Source organism: Gilvibacter sp. SZ-19 (assembly GCF_002163875.1).
Lineage (GTDB): Bacteria > Bacteroidota > Bacteroidia > Flavobacteriales > Flavobacteriaceae > Gilvibacter.
The window spans coordinates 613,499-633,948 of the sequence record NZ_CP019333.1 but is presented as its reverse complement, the minus strand read 5'-3'; the positions used below and the strand labels follow the sequence as shown (position 1 = coordinate 633,948).

The following is a 20,450-nucleotide window of genomic DNA, read 5'->3' as shown; positions in this document are numbered from 1 at the left end:
ACGGAAGAATAGCTAAAATTATGTCAGACCAAATGAAACCCTGTCCGCGTTGTCAATCTCCATATGGATACAGTCTACGAGATTCCTTATACGCCTGTCCCGAATGTAGTTTTGAATGGGATGCCTCTCAGCAGCAACAAAAAGATCACGCACAAGTAATAGACGCTAATGGGAATCCACTGCAAGACGGAGACACGGTCATTGTAATTAAGGACCTACCCGTAAAAGGAGCACCAAAACCAGTAAAGAAAGGGACCAAAGTCAAGAACATTCGCTTGGTCGAAGGCGATCACGATATCGCCTGTAAAATTGACGGTTTTGGAGCTATGGGGTTAAAATCGGAGTTCGTCAAGAAAGCCTAAAATCACCGCAAATACGCAAGTCCATGAACAAGCAAAAAAGTTATTTTCTAATTGCACTAAGCGTAACCATATTTGTATTGGCCTTATTGCTTACGGGCTCGTCTTTATTGAATTACAATCTCAGCAAAAGCGGAGCCATTCCATTAGGAACTTTTATAACCTGGATTGGTCTTGTGGCATTGTCATTATCTGTTTATTGGGGAGTGCGCTCCTTGCGTCAACCACATAATTTAATGTACCATCGTTTAGCGCTGGTTTTGAAAGTCGCAATCGGATTAGCTGTTCTTTGGGTGCCTGTTTCTTTTGCTTTGGCGGGAAACATCTCCTTTAATTTTTCGACCAAATCTGGCTTTCAAGGCGGGCAAGAGGCCATGCGAATTTTTTGGGGATATACCTATGGTATTGCTATAGGCGCATTGTTGCCTTTAGTTGGGCATTGGATCTATTTGTTGTTTTCAAAGATCTCCAAGAACTAAGACTCATAAATTGTTTGTGAGTTGTTCAGTCTGTTTTTAGGCCGTAATTTTATCACTTCATTGTAGGCATCAGAATTAAGTATAATTCAAAGTGGCCTAGAGTATTTAAATAAGTAATACCATGGACTATTCTGGCAAGAAAGTACTGATCACAGGAGGCTCAAGAGGAATTGGCAAAGCAACTGCCATGGCTTTTGCTGCGAAGGGAGCCACAGTTGGTATCAATTACAAAAGCAATAAAGAGGCTGCGCAGAAGACCTTGGCAGAATTACCAGGCGATGGGCATCAACTTTTCGCTTGCGATATTAGCCAGACAGAGGCGCCAGAGCAGCTCGTCTCTGATTTTATTTCCCGCTTTGAGAAGTTGGATATTTTGGTCAACAATGCGGGTATTTCCATCTTTCACAATGTGGAAGATTCTTTTGATCATTGGAATCAAGCCTGGCAAGAGCTCATGCAAATGAACGTGATCACCGCAGCGAATCTAACCTATTGGGCAGCTCAAGCCATGAAGTCTTATGGGGGAGGAAAAATAGTCAATGTATCCTCTAGAGGCGCCTTTAGAGGAGAGCCTGCTAAACCTGCCTATGCTGCTAGTAAAGCTGCGCTTAATGCCATGAGTCAATCTATGGCCAAGGCGTTGGCTAAAGATAATATTTACTGCTATGTTGTTGCTCCTGGTTTTACGGAGACAGACATGGCGAGCAAGACCCTAACAGAAGTAGAGCGCAAAGCCCTTTTAGCAGAGTCACCTTTCGGCAGAATGGCTCAGCCAGAAGAGGTTGCGAATGGTATTCTGGCCCTGGTAAACGAAGGAATGGAATATGCCTCTGGTGCCATTTTGGATATTAATGGAGCTTCTTATTTAAGGTCCTAAAACTAACAACGACAAAGCTATTTTAGCGATATATGAGTAAACAACGAATATTAGCATATCTCTCCGCAGTAATACAAAACATGCCCGAGGATTGGTTGCAATTAACCACCCACCGTCTGGACATTTATGATGAAAGCCAGGCCAAAGTTGAGTTTTTAGAGGCTTTTGATGCGCTCTATCAAAGCGCAGATCTCACTACCGATAAACTGGCCCACTTACCCACGGCCTACGACTATATTAGGCTTGGGCATCCACTGTCTTCGGTTTTGGAATGGGCCATAGCTAGACTGCATGGACTCGCACCAACTCAGGTGATCAGTTTTTCTTCTGCGGTGGCTCCAATTATGGCTGTGTTGAGAACAAATCTGCTTCAAGAGAAGCAAACACGAATCCTATATTCGGACCCATTACCTCATTTTTTTGATGCTGCTGCGCTCAAGAGGGTTTATGGGTTTGACTTTGATCTGGTAAAAGCCGAGGATAATACGCCTATAAGTCCTTATGCTGGTAGTACCATTTTTGTAAGCAAGTCTAAAGATCTAGCTGCCTTGAAGATCCAGTCAGGTATAGACTTTTTAGTGAATATAGACGACGAATTGGGCAGTATTGTTGTTGTAAATCGGCAGCAATATGAGCAGTACGTTTCGGACATTCAACATTTTCGAAGAAGAGAAACCATTGCAATGACTCCAGCCGATTGTTTAACGGCCCTAAAGGAATTAACTGGGGCTTCTGGTAATCGAAATGAGCATGCAGGCAGTGAACATAAATCCAAAGTTTTAGCAACTATCAGAGAGATAACGGGAGCTAAAACAGAAGCCTTGGTGGCTTCAAGCGGCTTATCAATGCAGTACGCTATTATGATGGGCCTTATTGACGATGCGCTTAAAATGCATCCAGACAAACAGATCAAAGTGCTGATTCCGCCCAACTGCTACGGAGGCACAAACGACCAAGCCAGGCGAGTGGCAGCTAGTCTAGATCGCGTTGAAATTGTGGATCTCCCAGTCGACGCCGGAAACGATATGGTAAGTAGTATCGATTCTCTTTTGGCAGATATGGCACAATTGGATGCTGTGCCCTATATTATTGCCGAGATCCCTACCAATCCGCGCGTTGAGGTGCCAGATCTGGAAGCTCTAAGAAAGGCCTTGTCGAAAGCTCGTTTCACACCAGAGGGTAAGCAGGCCGTGGCACCAGTATTTATTTTAGACCAGACCTTTTGTCCTAACTATCCGTTTTTAGGAGCAGAAGATGTGCTCGCTGAGGTAAAAGCAATTGCCTATGTGAGTGGTTCAAAGTTTCCAAGCGGTGGGCGTTGCACGGCAGGTTATGCTGTGGCCAACGATAAAGCTGCTGCTTTAATGAAGCCCATAGGGCGACACTTAGAATTATGTGACAATGAGGCGACAGGGCTTCAGTATCAGATTTTAGCAGAACAAATGCCTTCTATGCTCGATCGCATTAGTGGAGCTTATAAAAATACCCGTGCCTTTGTAGATCATATAGAGAAAGTGCTGCCTGAGGCTAAGATCAATTTTGTCTCTCAGGAATTGGCGGCTCATGGATTTACTCCCTCGGTGTTCTCTTTGGATCTGCCAACCCAAGGCGAGACCGAAGCCCAGCGGGAAGCTTATAAAAGAGCCTTGAACTTAAAGCTCATCAATCTAATGATCAGTAAGATCCCAGAACAGAGCAAATACTGTGTGAGTTACGGGCAATTAAAAGGTTGTTATTGGACCATCCCCGCTACCTCTACCCAGGGTACTACCAAAGAAGGCGATAAGGATTATATTGTTCGGGTCGCTGTTGCTCCGGAGTTTGATTTACAGAAGCATAAAGAGGTTTTTACTCTTTTTGTAGCGGGTTTGCAATAAGGCTTGTTTACTGCTCCGATAGTTTTCGGTAATCTTCCCTTACCGGTGTGAAGATATCCAAGATCTTGCAGGCGGTGATAGAGCGTCCTCCGTGGACCACATCGCCTTGAATTAAGACTGGAACGTTGGGCGCGCACACGCGTGTTTCGTCTCCAACGGTGAGTTCAAATTCGCCTTCTTGAACTAAAGATATTTGTTCATGCGGATGCGAATGCATCGGGATCGGTTTTCCGGGTTCAATCTCCACATAACTGAAAGTATGCGTGTCGGTATGAATAAATCTAGCGTGATAGCCCGGTGCTATCTCAATAGGTTTAATAGCACTAAAGTCTCCGAAGGTCATAATACCTACTTTTTATTTTCATACGAATTTAAAGTATTCTGCAATTCATCTTTGCTTCTTCCAGCAAAGAGTCTGTACCGAAAAAAATCGTTTTCTTTTTATGATACTTTTCCCATTGCGGCAAAAGTATCCAAAAGCGCTAGCCCCTTCCAAGTCTGTTTTGCCGCTCGTTCGTGTGTGAATGATACGAACTCGCGTCAAACCCCTCACAAAATCTGAGCCGCGGCCCGCTCTGCTGTCATTTCGCGGACTCGAACCGATCTTTGCTCGGTACAGACGCTTCGCTGAGAAGGGGCAGGTTTTAAATTTGTCCTTAATCACAATTAGCTATTGAATGACTTTCCATATCGCCACAAAGGGGCGAAAAATGCGACTTCGAAGGAGTCTGTTCGAAAACAAGCTGGCAGCAGGTGGACTTTAGATACATTGTGCCGATCTGGGCCTATAGGGACCAGGAGCCTCCAATGCATCTGTGGATGAGGACAGCGTAGTTTTCAAAGACGAGTGAGCGTCGCTAGATTTTTTTGCACACTTTTTTCATCAATGGAAAAAAGTGTGAAGAAAGGTACAAGGACTTGTCCTTGAAAATTAAAGCTCACCTATGATTGACATCTCGATACAAATTTTGATAATCAAAATTCACTCGATGTCCGGTACAGAATTAATTTTTCTAATAAATTGAATTTAAGAAACCGCTTCTTTAATACGTCTTAAGGCTTCTCGGATATCTTGCTCCGAAGCAGCATAAGAAATACGAATACAATTCGGGTCTCCAAAGGCAACGCCAGTTACAGTTGCTACATTGGCTTCTTCTAATAAGAAAAGCGAGAAGTCTGTAGCGTTTTCAATGGTCTTTCCGTTCAAGGTCTTACCAAAGTAAGCCGAAATGTCTGGGAATACATAAAAAGCGCCTTCTGGCTCGTTGGCTTTAAAACCAGGAATATCGTTCACCAATTCCAAAACCAATTGACGACGCTCTTTAAAGGCGTCTATCATGTATTGGATCTTATCTGGGTTGTTGGTCAAGGCATCTATAGTTGCGCGCTGTGCAATACAGTTAGCGCCACTGGTGACCTGGCCTTGCATTTTGTTACAGGCGCGGGCGATCCATTCTGGAGCACCGATATAACCAATACGCCAACCCGTCATAGAGAAGGCTTTAGACACGCCGTTCACAACTACAGTGCGGTCGTACATGTCTTCAAAACTAGCCATAGAGGTGTGCTGGCCAACAAAATTGATATGCTCGTAAATTTCGTCGCTAATTACAATAATGTCCGGATACTTTGCCAATACATCTGCTAGGGCGCGAAGCTCTTCTTTGGAATAAACAGAGCCACTTGGGTTACAAGGGCTGCTGTAGATCATCATTCGTGTTTTTGGAGTGATCGCAGCCTCTAAAGCTTCTGGAGTTACTTTAAAATCTGTTTCTATGGTCGATGGAATAACCACAGGAACTCCACCAGCCAATTTGCTGATGTCACTGTAAGAAACCCAATACGGTGCTGGCAATAAGACTTCATCTCCGGGATTGAGCAGTACCATGGCCAAATTAGATAGCGATTGTTTCGCTCCTGTAGATACTACGATCTGCGCCGGATTGTAATGTAAGCCGTTGTCTCGCTCGAACTTGGTAATGATGGCCTGCTTAAGCTCGCCGTAGCCGTCCACTGGAGTGTAGGAGTGGTAGTCGTCCTTCACTGCTTGGATCGCAGCTTCTTTGACAAACTCGGGAACCGTAAAATCAGGTTCTCCTAAACTCAAACCAATAATATCTTTTCCAGCTTCTCTGAGTTCACGGGCCTTTGCCGCCATGGCCAAGGTGGCAGAGGTTGCCATTTGGTTTACTCTGTCCGATAGTCTTTGTTGCATATTAAACCGAATATGATGGTTTCATGCCCATTTCTTTTAAATGTCTAAAGTGAGCAATGAGCGCTTTACGCGTTGTTTTGTATTCAAAATAAGGCAGGTTGAATTCCTGAGCCGTTTGCTTTACGATCTTCGCAATATCGTTGTAATGGATATGACTGATGTTCGGGAAGATATGATGCTCTACCTGATGGTTCAAACCTCCGGAGAACCAGTTGATGATTCTATTCTTGGTGCCAAAGTTCACTGTGGTGAACAATTGGTGAATAGCCCAAGTGTTCTTCATGTTCCCGGTCTCATCCGGCAGTGGCATATCGGTGTCTTCTACAATATGTGCCAACTGGAAAATGATACTCAAAATGAGTCCGGCAACATAGTGCATGATAAAGAACCCGAGTAAGATCTTCCACCAAGCAATATTCATAAAGATGATCGGCAATACGATCCAGATAGATACGTAGATCACTTTGGTGATAACCAGATTACTCCATTGTTTGAATTTTCCAGGGAACTTTCCGTAAGATAATCCGCGAGCTAGGTAGCGCTTGGTCTGCATAAAATCCGCAGTAAGCATCCAGTTAAAAGTTAAAAGTCCGTACAGGAAAACACTGTAATAATGCTGAAACCTGTGGTGCTTATGCCACTTGGCATGCTTGGAGAAGCGCAAGATGCGTCCGGCTTCCATGTCTTCGTCATGCCCGTGAATATTGGTGTAGGTGTGGTGCAATACATTGTGTTGTACCTGCCAGTTATAAACGTTTCCTGCCAAAATGTAAATGCTGCTTCCCAGCAATTTGTTGACCCACTTTTTAGACGAATAGGATCCGTGGTTAGCATCGTGCATTACATTCATTCCAACCCCGGCCATGCCGATCCCCATTAGGATGGTGAATAACAATTGTGCCCAGGTGGGGAAATCCAGGGTGAGTAGTAAAAAGTATGGAGTCAGATACAGCGAGAACATGATCACTGTTTTCAGGTGTAATTTCCAATTACCTGTGCGAGCAATATTGTTCTCTTTGAAATAGGCGTTTACACGCTTGTTAAGGGTTCGAAAGAATTTCGCTGAATCGACTCTGGAGAAGGTGACTTGATTCGTATTCAAAACTAATCGCGTTTTTCTGTTTTGTAGTAATATAACAAGTCGTAAAGATAAAAATTGTATCGTTTGCTACGACCCTAAATGCTGCAGAAATTATAGAAAATGTAAATTTGCGCAGCAATTTCTATTATGACAGATTATAGCCTTCATTTTCCGATGCTTTCTGAGCAACAGCTCGAGCAGTTAAATGCACTGCAATCTCTTTATGAGCATTGGAACGCACAGATCAATGTTGTTTCTAGAAAGGACATCGACGAACTGTCTGTGCGTCATGTGTTGCACAGTTTGGCCATAGCAAAGGTCCAGCCTTTTAAGTCGGGCTCACGGATACTGGATGTAGGCACCGGAGGCGGATTTCCCGGCATACCCCTAGCGATCGTGTTTCCTGAGGTTGAGTTTATCTTGGTAGACAGTATTCAAAAGAAGATCAAAGTGGTCAATGAGGTAGCCAAAGCCTTGGAGCTCGGAAATGTAACTGCCAAAGCCATGCGTGCCGAGCAGGTGGAAGGGCAATTCGATTTTATTGTAAGCCGTGCAGTTACACGTATGGAACGCTTTGTTCCCTGGGTAAAGAACAAGGTGAAAAAACATTCCGATCACGAGCTGGCTAATGGGATCTTATACCTTAAAGGAGGCGACCTGACAGAAGAACTCGCTCCCTATCCCAAAGCGACTGTTCATTCGATAGCGGATTTCTATCAAGATCCGTTCTTTGAGACTAAGGCTGTTGTGCATCTACCGCTATAATATAAGCCATAAAAAAAGCCGCTTAAGTAGCGGCCTTTTTATTGATATCTAATCGATTTATCCTAAGAAAGGATAACGATAGTCTGTTGGAGAAACAAAGGTCTCTTTTACCATGCGTGGAGAGATCCAGCGGTAAAGGTTGAGTTTGCTTCCTGCCTTGTCATTGGTTCCACTTCCGCGAGCACCTCCAAAAGGTTGCTGTCCTACAACAGCTCCTGTTGGTTTGTCGTTGATGTAGAAATTACCTGCGGCATTCTCTAAGATCTTGACTGCTTGATCTAAAGCATAGCGATCTTCTGAGAATACGGCGCCAGTTAGGGCGTATTCTCCAGTTTCATCAACCAAATGTAGGGTTTCTTCCCAGGCATCATCCTCATAAACAAAGATGGTCACTACCGGTCCGAATAGCTCCGTACACATGGTGGTGTATTTTGGATTTGAGGTAACGATAACGGTTGGTTCAATAAAGTATCCTTTGGATTTATCGTAGTTTCCTCCCACAATGATCTCGGCATCTGCGTCTGCTTTTGCAGCGTCGATATAGGAGGCAAGTTTATCAAAAGAACCTTCGTGGATCACGGCAGTAATGAAGTTACTCATGTCTTCTGGAGATCCTATTTTAAAGGACTTCACATCGGCGATCACTTCTTCTTTTACAGCTGGCCACAGGCTCTGCGGAATATAGCAACGGCTGGCTGCACTACATTTTTGGCCTTGGAATTCAAAAGCACCACGACTTATAGCCGTGCTCACTTGTTTTGAATTGGCAGATTTGTGCGCCACAATAAAGTCTTTTCCTCCTGTCTCTCCCACTATACGTGGATAGGTCTTGTACTTAAAGATATTCTCTCCGATCTGCTTCCACAGGCTTTTGAACACATGGGTAGATCCTGTAAAGTGCAAGCCGCTAAAATCCGGGCTTTCCAATACGGTGTTGGTGATCATTACCGGATCTCCGTAAACCACGTTGATAACGCCGTCAGGAACTCCAGCTTCTCTAAACACATCAATTATAACCTTTGCAGAGAAGATCTGACTGTCAGAAGGCTTCCAAAGCACTACGTTCCCCATCAGCGCTGCGCTGGCAGGCAAGTTTCCGGCAATGGCTGTAAAGTTGAACGGCGTAATGGCGTAAATGAATCCTTCTAGCGGACGGTATTCCAAACGGTTCCAAGCTCCAGATGTAGATTCTGGCTGCTCCGCATAGATCTCTGTCATAAACTGCACATTGAAGCGTAAGAAGTCGATCAGTTCGCAAGCAGAATCGATCTCTGCCTGATAAATGGTCTTGGACTGTGCCAACATGGTTGCGGCGTTGATCTTGGCGCGGTAAGGTCCTGCAATAAGCTCCGCAGCGCGTAAAAAGATACCTGCACGTTGCTCCCAAGGCATTTGTGACCAAGCTTTACGGGCCTCTAGAGCACCATCTATAGCCGATTGTACATTGGCTTGAGTCGCTCGGTGATAAGTCCCTAAGCTGTGTTGGTGTTCGTGCGGAGGAGACATGGTTGCCGTGTCACCTGTACGCACTTCCTGGCCATTGATGTACATAGGCACATCGATATTGGCATTGTATAATTCTTTATAAGCTTCAAGAACGGCTTTGCGTTCTGGTGAGCCGGGAGCGTAGTCCTTAACCGGTTCGTTAACGGCTACCGGTACTTCGTAGAATCCTTTTCCCATAATAGATCGATTACTGAATTTTTGATTTCTGCAAATTTACAAAATTCTGCCCCCTTTTCTGTGCGAAAGCCCGGGCTATTCTATTGCTTAAAAATGCTAACTTGGCGTTTGTAAAATGCTGCTGCAATTTCTATGTGTACCCTAACTTTTATTCCGCGTTCTGCTTCGGATTTTAGCCTGGTCTCCAACAGAGATGAATCGCCCAAACGCGAGACGCTTTTACCAGCCGTATACAACTTGGATGGAGTTGCTTGTATTTACCCTAAAGATGTTTTGGCCGGCGGGTCATGGATAGGTCTTACTGCCTTAAATAGGACTGTTTGTTTGCTCAACGGAGGTTTTGAAAGACATCCTATGGGAACTTACGGGCGTAGCCGTGGTTTATTGGTTTTAGACCTATTAAAAGCAGACAATGCCAAAGAGCTGCTGCAGTCCGAAGACCTTGAAGGCGTGGAGCCTTTTACCGTAGTGGTGGTAGATTGGGCCGACGAACTTTCCTTGTTAGAATGCGTCTGGGACGGCAATCAAAAACACATAACAGAGCTGCCTATAGCTCCTCGGATTTGGACCTCACGGCAGTTGTATACTGCGGAGGTAGCCGCGAAGCGCGAAGCTTGGTTTGCCGAATTTCTAAAAGGAAATTCTACCGATCTGAGATCGCAATTGTATTTTCATCATACCGCCGGAGATGGCGATCCGCAGAACGATATTGTAATGAATCGCGGTTTTGTTCGAACTAAAAGCATGAGCAGTGTAGCCAAAATTGGAGCAAAGATCCAGTTCAGATATCAGGAACTGCCAGAAGGCGCTATTACCCATCACTATTTGTAGTATGAGTGAGCACAAACAAGACGGAAAATTGATTGCTATGGCCTTTCCGGACACCTTTGTCCGAATGAGCAGCGAGTTGTTGTGCCGTTTTTTACCCTTGGTAGGTCTGGGAACACGCTCGCACATTAAAGCCGGGCATGCGGCCTTGGTCTTGGTAGAGAATGCCACGGGGAAAGCCCATTACTACGACTTTGGGCGCTATGTCACTCCAGAAGGGCACGGACGTGTTCGCGGCGCCAATACCGATGCCGAATTGGAGATTCCGTTTTTGGCCCAGTTGGACCAGAATGCCAATTTAAAGAATGCCGAAGAACTATTACTCTGGCTAGAAGCCCATCCGGAGAAAACCCACGGAGAAGGTCGTTTGTTGGCTTCTGTATGCGATAAGATAGACTATAGAAAAGCAAAGGCTTATATAGATCAATTACAAGGGCGCGGTAGCATTCCTTATGGTGCCTTTGTTAAAACGGGGAGTAATTGCTCCCGATTTGTGACAGAGACCTTGTTGGCCTCAACGCAGGACCCGAAGATCATCAAACGCTTGAATCGCAATAAGAAATTCACGCCGAGTACTGTGGGTAATGTGGAGCAAGCCGCTACCGAATCCGCAGTATACCAAATTCACCAAGGTCAAATTGAGAAGTTCAACGGTACAGCCTTTAAAGAGAACTTAAGGAATTACTTCGATAAGAAACACAAGGGCTCCGCAGTAATTGAGCCGCTAGAAGCGCCGCATGAAAATGCACAACTGCTCACCGGGACTGGCAGTAGTGCTTGGTTCGATCTACAAGGAGGCCCGTTGCGTAGGCAATATGTTATAAACCGCTACAACGAAAAAAAGGTTCAAGATTTTTCTGGTGTCTTTACAGCCAATGCCGATCTGGATCTGAATGCCGCGTACCGATTCGATTACGATTCGCATTGCGAAAAATGTACAGTAATTCAGGGCGATCGCCAGATAACCTTAGCGGTGCACAGCCGACTCAGCTTTTAATTTACAGCAAAGGGAGCGCTTAATTCAAAGCGCGGAATAGTTACCTGAAAAGAACGGGCGTTAGAAAAATTGACCATTTCGTAACTGCCTTGCATGGCTCCAATAGGGCCGGACAATAAGCAGCCAGAACTATAAGTATGGGTTTGCCCGGGTTGGATAATGGGTTTTTCACCAATGACTCCTTCTCCATAAACCGTTTCCGGATGGTTGAGTGCGTCAAAAATGAACCATTTGCGGTGGGTGAGCTGCACCACGTCTTTACTGTGGTTGCTTATGCTGACCTGGTAGGTAAATGCGAACTGCATCTTGTAATTGCGGATATAAGCCCCTTCGTACTTGGAGCGTACCGCAACTTTAATGCCTTGTGTTATTTGTTCTACCATGATATTTTTTAATAGGTCGCGAAGCTTATGGCAAAGGCCACGAAGGCTCCGAACGATGCTAAAATAAAGAATACCCAGTTCAGAATCAGAAATTTAACAATAGTTTTAATTCTTCCCTGCTTGTAGAAGTTACGCATGGCCTTGTAGAGATAGAACAAGAATAACAAAGTGGCAATTCCTGCTGCCAAACCAGAGTCGTACTCTGGTTTAAAGGCCCCTATGATTAAATCGACCAACATAGCCAGCCCGTAGAGTACAAAGAACATGGTCTGGGTGTGGAATAGAAAGACCATGTGGTCGGTATAGGTGTATTTTCTGCGGATGTAGATCAGCCAAACAAACAAAGCGAAGATCGGGATGAAGAAAAAGATCACAAAGGGCAATTGCGTAAAGAAATACTCGATGATCTTTCCCGGTTCTTTGCTCATGGTCTCTGCGTCAATAGCTTTGCGATAGACCCAGCGGTGGTAGGAGTTGTCTACGTGTTTTAAACTGTCTAGGCCCACTCTGGGATTATTGATCCCTGTCTCTTGGTTAAAGTCTGCATAGAGTTTCCCGCGCTCGTACATGGCATTGAAAAAAGACAAAGTATCGTAGCCTTGCTCTGTTCTGTAGCGGTCTTTATAGGTCTTCGTGGATTTGACACTGTCTCGTTTGAACTTACGTCGTTTAAGTAACGAGTCCAGAGAAAGGTTTCGGTTGTCTTTGGCTTTGATTATAGAATCGAGCTCGGCCAAATTGGCCACTGGAACGCCATCTACAGTTACTTTACCTATGCCGTTCTCCAATTGTTTTTCGATCAGCTCATCATTGTCAAAATTAATTTCGTCAAAGTTGGCGATCAATCCCAAAAGGATAAAAAACAAAATGGAGATGCTCAAATAAAAGCGGAATGGGTTCACATACTTCATCCGCTTGCCATTGATAAACTCTCTAGACATTACTCCGGGCTTGAACAGCAAGGTTTTTATAGACGTGCGGAAGCGGGAATCATAATTGATGATACTAGAAAAAAGCTCTTCAAAGAAATCGCCTACGCTTAACTTTTTGGTGCTGTTCATTTGAGCGCAATACGAACAATACACATCGGTGAGTTGTAGCGGATGCCCACAGTTCAGACATTCTGTGGCTCTGTATTTTTCGTTTTTGCGGCCTGTGTAATTGGTGGGTTTGGCGTACTGGTCGAGGAGTTCATCGGCCTCCGTTTCAAAATCCAAACGATCATCTTCCGATTCGGGCTCGCGAACGGCAGGTAATTTATCTGTCTCGTTAAACGTGTTAGTTTGATCGTCCTTGTTCAGATCGTCCTTTGGATTCTCGTCAGATGGCTGCATACTGTAAATATAAGGAGTTCACGGAATTTTGAAACCCCTTACCAAAAGGAAAAATCAGGACTAAACTTCTGTGGTTATTTTTAAAGCGGCTTCGTGTTTGCTTACAAAGGCTTCCATAGTGGCAAAGAAGTCTAAGATCTGCTGCTCTTGGTTACCCGCGTTTATGGTCACCAAGCGAACAAAGGTCTCGTTGGCAAAACTCCCGAACCCGACCATGAGTTCGCCTTCTTCGTACAAAGCTGTACAAAGCGTTTTAGCAGGAATGTCCTTGTAATTGAAGCAAACAGAAATAGATGGCAGGTCGCTGTAGAGGGTGTAATCCTTATGGTCTCTGATATAGTTGACAGCGGTCTCGGCCAAGGCAAACTGCCTGTCAACCATGGCTTCAAGTCCTTTGGTGCCAATGGCCTTCCAAAGTGACCAGAATTTTAAGGCGTCGTTCCTGCGTCCGCATTGCAGGGAGGTCTTTCCTAAATTAAAGTCGTCCCCGTCTGTTTGGTACAGGTATTCCGCCTCGTTAGAAAGGCTGTCTGCCAAATGTTTTTTGTGTCTCGTTACTATAATGGAGCAGGTAAGGGGAGTACCCATCATTTTATGGGCGTTGAGGTTAAACGAATCCGCTCTGTGCAAACCAGATACCAAATGCTTGTATTTAGTACTGAATATAACAGATCCGCAGTAAGCACCATCAATATGCAACCACAGCTCGTGCGCCTGTGCTATATCTGCTAAAGGATCAATAGGGTCGAATACTCCGAGTACCGTAGTTCCTGCCGTTCCATTGATAAAGAAAGGTTCTAAACCGGCAGCTTTGTCGCTAAGTATTTGTGCCGATAGGGCCTGAGGGTCCATTTTTCCTGTAGCGTCCGTAGGGATGTTTCTCACATAGTCGCGACCAATCCCTAAAAAGGCTGCGTTTTTGGCTATGGAATAGTGTGATGCTGCGGAGGTGTATGCAACCAAAGGTTTTCTATTGCCTTTAAAGCGAGCCTCTGGGTCCTTTTTGTCTCGTGCCATCAACATGGCTATCAAATTACTCATAGAGCCTCCAGAAGCTATGGTGCCATCCGCAGTACTCGGATAACCGATCAGCGATACGATCTCTTTTATGATCGCCTTTTCGACTCCTACCTGTGGGCCTGCCACTTTATAGGTATACATCGAATTGTTTAGCATCACTGCCAAGAGATCACCTAAAGTAGCTTTGGGTGTTCGCCCTCCAAAGAGCTGATTAAAGAATTTTGAGGTCGCCGTACGTGGTGTGCTGAGCACGACCTCCGTAAGCAGCTTTTCAAATTCAGTCTCTGACAAGCCCTCTGAAGACAATTGCAGATTCAAAGTATTCCACAACGCTGCTGCAGGTATGGGTTTTACAACGCCTTCGCGTTTTTCTTCTGACAATAAACGATCTGCAATTCTTCTGAATAGATCCAGTTCTTGCTGCATAAGGAGGCTTAATTATTGGTAATATTATTGGAGTTGCCTTTGCCGTAACCTACAATTCTGTCGAAACGTCCGCCGGGTTCGCGATAGTAGACCAGCACAGTGTAGTCGTTCTCGGTCTCCCAAAAGTTTCCGCCAACGGCGCCTTCGTCTATATTTCCTTGGCGGTCTAAGAGGACGTATTTGTAGTTGTAAAAGCCTTGTTTGAACTTGCGGACACCTTTGTAGACATTGTCCACTGGGTCATAGCGCATACGGGTAGTAGCGTCCAGGTTGAAGTTATTGAAGTTCCCGTAAATATGGATCTCTTTGCCGTCTAGGTCGTCAAAGTATTGTAGTCTGAAATGCATCCAGATATATTCGGCTTCAAAACCAACGCTCTGCTGTGCATTTAGTGTTCGAACCACAAAATTCCCGTTGATGTCTGGATTAAAGGTGTACGGCTGATCGGCTCTACTGGGGTTGGTAAACAAAAAGTGGTTGTACAGATCGGTGACCTCAATGCGACTCACGCCTACATTCGCACCGCGAAGGTCCTTGCTGTCAAAATTGAGGTATTCGTTTCCTCCCCAGAATCCTGCTTCAACATCGTAGCGATAAATGAGCTCTTGGCCAATAGTGTATTGAGGCTTTAGATCAGTGATCGCTGTTTTGAGGTTGTAATTCTGAATCACCAAGGTATTTACGGTCTGCTTTGGATTGGCAATGAACTCGGCTCCTGGTTTTACAGTGAACTGCACCACCTGCTTGGTGTTGATGAAGTTAAAGTCGCGAGCGCGTTTAATATCGACAGCAACTCCTACACCTTGCTCTACGATCATGAACTTTCTAGAGAATATGAGTTCTCCGGTGTCTTTGTAGATACTTATGATATAGTTGCCACTCTTGGTGAGTCTGCGTGTTTCTTGATTCGGAATTGTGAGTCTGTAATGCGCATACAGCTGCAGGGAATTCAATGAATTGTCGTAAGTGCGAATACGCACATCGTCATAGCCTTCCATGAATTCACCTTTGGCCAAGTTAGATTCCTTCCAATCGAAATCGTGATGGGTAATGCGGTAGTAATAGTCCTCTTCGTCTGCATTGAGATCGTCAAAGGTCAGGAAAATGGGCTCGCCCATACGAATAATGGGTAGCTGACTTTGATTGCCTCCGGAGTTAAAAATGATTGTGCGAATATTTTCCGGCGGCGGCATCTCGTTGATCTGAGCCTGGAAAACAGAAGAGGTAAAAACTAGGGTGATAAGTAGGATGAGGTGCTTCATCAGTATGCTTTAACGGTCTAAATATAAACAATTTTTATGCCTTATTTTTTGCTGGGGAATTTCCACATTTTCTGTCTTTTTTGTATTAAATTTGCAAACCGAAAGAGAGACACAACGACTTTAGTCATCATACCAAAAATCCTATGTCAAAAGACATTCGAATCAAAAAAGGTCTGAACATTCGATTAAAAGGAGCTGCAAGCCCTGAAATTTCAGGAGCTCCCAGATCTAGAACTTTCAATATCAGACCTGCCGACTTCCATCTCATTACACCTAAAATGGTAATTAAGGAAGGGGCGAAAATCAAAGCTGGAGACGATATTTTCTACAACAAAGCCAACGAATCCATGCGTTTCGTATCGCCTGTTAGTGGGACTTTAAAAGAAATTCGTCGCGGCGCAAAACGAGTTATCACAGACATCATCATCGAAGCTGACAAAGAAGACAGCTACCGCGATTTTGGCAAGACAGACCTGTCTAATGCAGAAGCGGTAAAGGCACGTCTTTTGGAAGCAGGTTGCTGGCCATTCATTAAGCAGCGTCCGTACGATGTGATCGCGAATCCGGAGGTTGCTCCTAAGGCGATCTTTGTTTCTGCCTACAATACGGCGCCGATGGGAGCAGATTACGATCTGATCCTTGCCGGGAAGGAAGAGCAGATCCAAGCGGCTATCGATGGTTTAAAGACCTTAACGGCAGGACCGATCCACGTTGGCGTGCCTAAAAAAGGAAACTCGGTATTTAACAACATCAACGGAATTAGCACGCACAATGTTAGTGGACCACACCCGGCTGGGAACGTAGGAACGCTTATCGGGCATGTTGATCCTATCAATAAGGGTGAGACCGTTTGGACTATCCACGCCGAAGATCTTGTGATCATCGGTGAACTATTGGCAACAGGGCATTATAAGGCCGATCGTATCGTTGCCTTGGCCGGATCTTCTGTAAAAACTCCGAAGTACTACAGAACTAAGATAGGGGCAGAGGTTTCGACCTTTGTTTACGATTCTGGTCTTAACGAAGAGAACATTCGCGTGATCTCTGGAGATGTACTTACCGGAAACCAAATCTCACCAGAAGGACACTTAGGGTATTACCACTCGGTAGTTTCTGTGATCCCAGAAGGAGACGATTATGAATTCTTCGGTTGGAACAAGCCGATCTTCAACAAGATCTCTACCACCAGAGCCTTGACCTTCTCTTGGTTGAATCCGAAGAAAGAATACGAATTGACCACCAATACCAACGGAGAACATCGCGCATTTGTAGTGACCGGTGCCTACGAAGAAGTATTCCCACTAGATATCTATCCATTGCAATTACTTAAATCTTGTATGGTGCAAGACTTAGATGCCATGGAAGCTATGGGAATGTACGAAGTAGCGCCAGAAGACTTCGCGGTGACCGAATTTATTTGTGTAAGTAAGCAGCCGCATCAGAAGATCATTCGTGAGGGGCTGGATCTAATGTATAAGGAAATTGGTTAAGCTATGGGATTGAAACAAAATTTACATAAGCTCAAAGAAAAGTATCGCGGCAAGAAGATGGCTCCGGCTTTCAACGCCCTGCATACTTTCTTGTATACGCCCAACGAGGTAACTCACGGAGGAACCCACGTAAAGGCGGCAGACGATTTAAAAAGAACGATGAACATCGTAATTCTGGCTTTAGTGCCTTGTTTGATCTTCGGGATCTTCAACGCCGGATACCAGCATTATGCGGCCATCGATATGGCCAAAGGACTAACCGTAGAGCCTTCGTGGTTTGGTAACTTCTTCACTTGGGACAACTTTTGGCTCGGTGCCGGTAAGGTGATTCCATTAGTGGTAGTATCCTACGGAGTTGGTCTAATTGTCGAGTTCATCTTTGCAGTGATTAAAGGACACGAAGTAGAAGAAGGTTATCTGGTAACTGGAATGCTTGTGCCACTTATCGTTCCTATTGATATTCCACTTTGGATGCTGGCTGTTGCTGTTGTCTTTGGAGTAGTTATTGGGAAAGAGGTATTTGGAGGAACCGGAATGAACATCCTAAACCCTGCCTTGACCATCCGTGCCTTCTTGTTCTTTGCTTATCCTACTTGGATGAGTGGTGACAAGGTTTGGGTGCATGGAGCTGTAGAGCGCGCTGGTACTGCCGATGCGATCTCTGGAGAGACGATCTTAGGTAGCTATGCGCAGAACCAAGATGTCCTATATAGTATCTCTGATATGTTCTGGGGCTTTATTCCTGGATCTGTGGGAGAGACCTCTAAAGTATTGATCCTTCTAGGAGCATTCATCCTGATCTTTACCAAGATCGGAAGCTGGAGAATCATTGTGAGTACTTTGATCGGTGCTTTGGTGATGGGCTTGATATTTAACGGTGTGGTAAGCGCTGGTTGGATCGATGAGACAAGTACTTTCTACGGTTTGATGAGCGTAGATTTCTGGCAACACTTATTTATAGGTAGTATTCTCTTTGGAGCGGTTTATATGGCTACGGATCCAGTATCTGCGGCGCAAACCAATAAGGGTAAATGGATCTACGGATTCTTGATCGGATTCATCTCTATTATGATCCGAGTATTCAACCCTGCTTATCCAGAAGGAGTATTCTTAGCGATTCTATTGATGAACGTATTCGCACCAACCATTGACCACTATGTGGTTCAGGCCAATGTGAAGAAACGTCAGAAACGTTTAAAACTTAAAGCGGCATAACCATGGCTATAAACACAGAAAAAAACAGTTATACGGTAATCTTCGCTGTCGTGATGGTAGTGGTGGTTGGTTTGTTGTTGTCTGGAGTTAGTCAGCTACTTAAACCAAATATCGACGCCAACAAACGCGCGGAGAAACAAAAGAACATCCTTTACGCCATGGGCGTGAATGAGAACGAAGGCGCCAATGATGTGGTCTTTGTATCTGACGAAGTTCTGCAAGAGAAGTTCGATAAATACATCACCGAGCAATTTTACATTCAGGGTGGTGAAAAGGTTATGGATTCTGAGGCTTATCTGATCGACATCAAAAAAGAGAAGAAAAAAGCAGAAGATCCAGGATACCAACAGAAGCTACCTATTTTTAAAGGTAACAAGGACGGGAAAGACATTTATGTAATGCCTGTTCGCGGTAAGGGGCTTTGGGATGCCATCTGGGGATTTGTTGCTGTAGATGAGACCATGACTATTCAAGGAGTATTCTTTGATCACAAAGGAGAAACTCCAGGTCTAGGAGCAGAGATCAAGCAACGTTACTTTATGGACGATTTTGAAGGCGAGAGCTTTTTAGATGACGGCGAGTTCGAACCTATTGCCGTGGCCAAAGGAAACAACGATCCTAAGAACGAAGATAAAACAGACAACGAGGTAGATGCCCTAGCGGGTGCAACCATTACCGGAGACGGTTTGGCGACCATGCTGCGCAAAGACGTGCAGAAGTATGTACCTTTCTTTAAATCACTAAAAAACTAAGCGCACTATGGGACTTTTATCTAGAAAAGATGCCAACCTGATCTTAGATCCATTAGCGGACAACAACCCGATCACCATACAGGTGTTGGGAATCTGTTCTGCCTTGGCGATCACCGCGAAGCTTGTACCCTCTGTGGTTATGGCTGTATCGGTAATCTTTGTATTGGGTGTGGGTAACGTAATTATCTCTTTGATGCGAAACATAATTCCATCAAAGATTCGAATCATCGTGCAGCTTATCGTAGTGGCTACCTTGGTAATTATTGTAGACCAAGTGCTTAAGGCATTCTCTTACGAATTGAGTAAGGAGCTGTCTGTATTCATTGGACTGATCATCACCAACTGTATCATCATGGGACGTTTTGAAGCCTTTGCTTTGGGTAACGGACCTTGGAAGTCTTTCTTAGACGGAATCGGTAACGCCCTGGGATACGGTTTGATCTTGGTGATCGTAGGATTCTTCAGAGAGCTTTTCGGATCTGGAACTTTGTTCGGGATCGAGATCTTTGGAAACCCTGTAGAGAAGAGTGGCTTGTACGCTTACGGATATGAGAACAACGGTTTCATGGTATTGCCTCCAATGGCGCTTATCGTGGTAGGGATCATCATCTGGGTACAACGTAGCCGAAACAAGGATCTAATCGAAGAAAACTAGGCCTTAAAGAACAGATATTATGGAACACATTGAATTATTTTTTAAGTCCATCTTTGTAGAGAACATGGTGTTCGCCTACTTCTTGGGTATGTGCTCGTATTTGGCGGTATCTAAGAAAGTATCTACTGCTGTGGGCCTTGGAGCTGCGGTAATCTTTGTATTGACCGTTACCGTACCGATCAACTGGTTGCTAGACACCTACATCTTACAAGAAGGTGCACTGAGCTGGTTGGGCGAAGAGTACGCTACTTATGACTTGAGCTTTTTGAGTTTTATTCTCTTTATCGCCACTATTGCCACCATGGTACAATTGGTGGAGATCGTGGTAGAGAAATTCTCACCATCACTATACAACTCCTTAGGGATCTTCTTACCGCTTATCGCGGTGAACTGTGCTATCCTTGGAGGTTCGCTTTTCATGCAGTCTCGTGAGATCGCTTCTTTCGGGCTTGCTTTGAACTACGGATTTAGCTCTGGAATCGGTTGGTTCCTTGCCATTGTAGCTATTGCTGCAATCCGTGAGAAGATCCGTTACTCGAATGTACCGGCACCACTTCGCGGTTTGGGAATCACCTTTATCATTACCGGCCTTATGGCTATTGGTTTTATGAGCTTCGGAGGAATGTTACCAGAAAGTGATGATGCCCCTGCTACCGAGCAGACCGATACGGCTGCCGGAGACGAATTGGAAAAAGAAAAATCAGAACAAACTACCGAAGCTACTGCTGCTTTGGAAGTAATGAACCCTTAAT

General features: G+C 44.8%; 20 protein-coding genes. 12 read left to right on the top strand and 8 right to left on the bottom strand.

The features are described 5' to 3' along the window. Positions 1–20 precede the first annotated feature (20 nt). From BTO09_RS02940 to BTO09_RS02925, 4 genes are all read left to right on the top strand, one after another. Complete coding sequence (locus BTO09_RS02940; protein WP_087523243.1) at positions 21–362, top strand: zinc ribbon domain-containing protein YjdM; 342 nt, start codon at positions 21–23, stop codon at positions 360–362. A gap of 23 nt (positions 363–385) precedes the next feature. Continuing rightward, a complete protein-coding gene (locus BTO09_RS02935) occupies positions 386–838 on the top strand; it encodes a hypothetical protein (protein ID WP_087523242.1) in 453 nt (150 codons plus the stop codon). A 121-nt stretch (positions 839–959) separates the two neighbouring features. Then, positions 960–1,715 (top strand): SDR family NAD(P)-dependent oxidoreductase, encoded by a 756-nt coding sequence (locus BTO09_RS02930; RefSeq protein WP_087523241.1) that lies wholly within the window; start codon positions 960–962, stop codon positions 1,713–1,715. A 32-nt stretch (positions 1,716–1,747) separates the two neighbouring features. Further along, positions 1,748–3,592: a PLP-dependent transferase gene (locus tag BTO09_RS02925; protein ID WP_087523240.1), complete on the top strand. Its 1,845-nt coding sequence runs from the start codon at positions 1,748–1,750 to the stop codon at positions 3,590–3,592. A gap of 7 nt (positions 3,593–3,599) precedes the next feature. Here BTO09_RS02925 and BTO09_RS02920 read toward each other — a convergent pair whose 3' ends face one another. The 3 genes from BTO09_RS02920 to BTO09_RS02910 form a co-directional block, all read right to left on the bottom strand. Beyond that, positions 3,600–3,935: a cupin domain-containing protein gene (locus tag BTO09_RS02920; RefSeq protein ID WP_087523239.1), complete on the bottom strand. Its 336-nt coding sequence runs from the start codon at positions 3,933–3,935 to the stop codon at positions 3,600–3,602. 684 nt (positions 3,936–4,619) lie between these two features. Further along, complete coding sequence (locus tag BTO09_RS02915) at positions 4,620–5,807, bottom strand: pyridoxal phosphate-dependent aminotransferase (protein WP_087523238.1); 1,188 nt, start codon at positions 5,805–5,807, stop codon at positions 4,620–4,622. Between the two features lies 1 nt (position 5,808). Continuing rightward, entirely contained in the window at positions 5,809–6,909 is a 1,101-nt protein-coding gene (locus tag BTO09_RS02910; protein ID WP_087523237.1) for an acyl-CoA desaturase, read from the bottom strand. 126 nt (positions 6,910–7,035) lie between these two features. Between BTO09_RS02910 and rsmG the strand changes: the two genes are divergently transcribed. After that, positions 7,036–7,653: a 16S rRNA (guanine(527)-N(7))-methyltransferase RsmG gene (gene rsmG, locus BTO09_RS02905; RefSeq protein ID WP_087523236.1), complete on the top strand. Its 618-nt coding sequence runs from the start codon at positions 7,036–7,038 to the stop codon at positions 7,651–7,653. Between the two features lie 57 nt (positions 7,654–7,710). Here rsmG and pruA read toward each other — a convergent pair whose 3' ends face one another. Then, positions 7,711–9,336 (bottom strand): L-glutamate gamma-semialdehyde dehydrogenase, encoded by a 1,626-nt coding sequence (pruA, locus tag BTO09_RS02900; RefSeq protein WP_087523235.1) that lies wholly within the window; start codon positions 9,334–9,336, stop codon positions 7,711–7,713. A 132-nt stretch (positions 9,337–9,468) separates the two neighbouring features. Between pruA and BTO09_RS02895 the strand changes: the two genes are divergently transcribed. After that, the gene (locus BTO09_RS02895; protein ID WP_087523234.1) at positions 9,469–10,167 is read left to right on the top strand and encodes an NRDE family protein; all 699 of its coding nucleotides are present in this window, start codon (positions 9,469–9,471) and stop codon (positions 10,165–10,167) included. Between the two features lies 1 nt (position 10,168). Next, positions 10,169–11,161 (top strand): DUF6695 family protein, encoded by a 993-nt coding sequence (locus BTO09_RS02890; protein WP_087523233.1) that lies wholly within the window; start codon positions 10,169–10,171, stop codon positions 11,159–11,161. Here the strand turns inward: BTO09_RS02890 and apaG are convergent. Genes apaG through BTO09_RS02870 form a run of 4 tightly spaced genes read right to left on the bottom strand, consistent with a single transcriptional unit; the run spans position 11,158 to position 15,586 of the window. Next, a complete protein-coding gene (gene apaG / locus BTO09_RS02885; RefSeq protein ID WP_087523232.1) occupies positions 11,158–11,544 on the bottom strand; it encodes a Co2+/Mg2+ efflux protein ApaG in 387 nt (128 codons plus the stop codon). The two genes, BTO09_RS02890 and apaG, sit on opposite strands and share 4 nt — an antisense overlap. A gap of 8 nt (positions 11,545–11,552) precedes the next feature. Next, positions 11,553–12,878 carry a DUF3667 domain-containing protein gene (locus BTO09_RS02880; protein ID WP_087523231.1) on the bottom strand — a complete coding sequence of 442 codons (1,326 nt, stop codon included), beginning with the start codon at positions 12,876–12,878 and terminating at the stop codon, positions 11,553–11,555. Between the two features lie 60 nt (positions 12,879–12,938). Beyond that, on the bottom strand, positions 12,939–14,324 hold the full coding sequence (locus BTO09_RS02875) for a pyridoxal-dependent decarboxylase (RefSeq protein WP_087523230.1): 1,386 nt from the start codon (positions 14,322–14,324) through the stop codon (positions 12,939–12,941). Positions 14,325–14,332: 8 nt separating this feature from the next. After that, positions 14,333–15,586 carry a DUF5103 domain-containing protein gene (locus BTO09_RS02870; protein WP_087523229.1) on the bottom strand — a complete coding sequence of 418 codons (1,254 nt, stop codon included), beginning with the start codon at positions 15,584–15,586 and terminating at the stop codon, positions 14,333–14,335. A 143-nt stretch (positions 15,587–15,729) separates the two neighbouring features. Here BTO09_RS02870 and BTO09_RS02865 point away from each other — a divergent pair, with 143 nt between their 5' ends. The 5 genes from BTO09_RS02865 to nqrE are packed head-to-tail and all read left to right on the top strand — an operon-like array spanning position 15,730 to position 20,449. Beyond that, a complete protein-coding gene (locus BTO09_RS02865; RefSeq protein ID WP_087523228.1) occupies positions 15,730–17,076 on the top strand; it encodes a Na(+)-translocating NADH-quinone reductase subunit A in 1,347 nt (448 codons plus the stop codon). Between the two features lie 3 nt (positions 17,077–17,079). Continuing rightward, positions 17,080–18,291, top strand: a complete 1,212-nt coding sequence (locus BTO09_RS02860) for an NADH:ubiquinone reductase (Na(+)-transporting) subunit B (protein ID WP_087523227.1) — start codon at positions 17,080–17,082, stop codon at positions 18,289–18,291. Between the two features lie 2 nt (positions 18,292–18,293). Beyond that, positions 18,294–19,043, top strand: coding sequence for a Na(+)-translocating NADH-quinone reductase subunit C (locus tag BTO09_RS02855; RefSeq protein WP_087523226.1), 750 nt, complete (start codon positions 18,294–18,296; stop codon positions 19,041–19,043). Between the two features lie 7 nt (positions 19,044–19,050). Then, the gene (locus BTO09_RS02850; RefSeq protein ID WP_087523225.1) at positions 19,051–19,698 is read left to right on the top strand and encodes an NADH:ubiquinone reductase (Na(+)-transporting) subunit D; all 648 of its coding nucleotides are present in this window, start codon (positions 19,051–19,053) and stop codon (positions 19,696–19,698) included. Positions 19,699–19,717: 19 nt separating this feature from the next. Next, entirely contained in the window at positions 19,718–20,449 is a 732-nt protein-coding gene (gene nqrE, locus BTO09_RS02845) for an NADH:ubiquinone reductase (Na(+)-transporting) subunit E (RefSeq protein WP_087523224.1), read from the top strand. The last annotated feature ends 1 nt before the right edge of the window (position 20,450 follow it).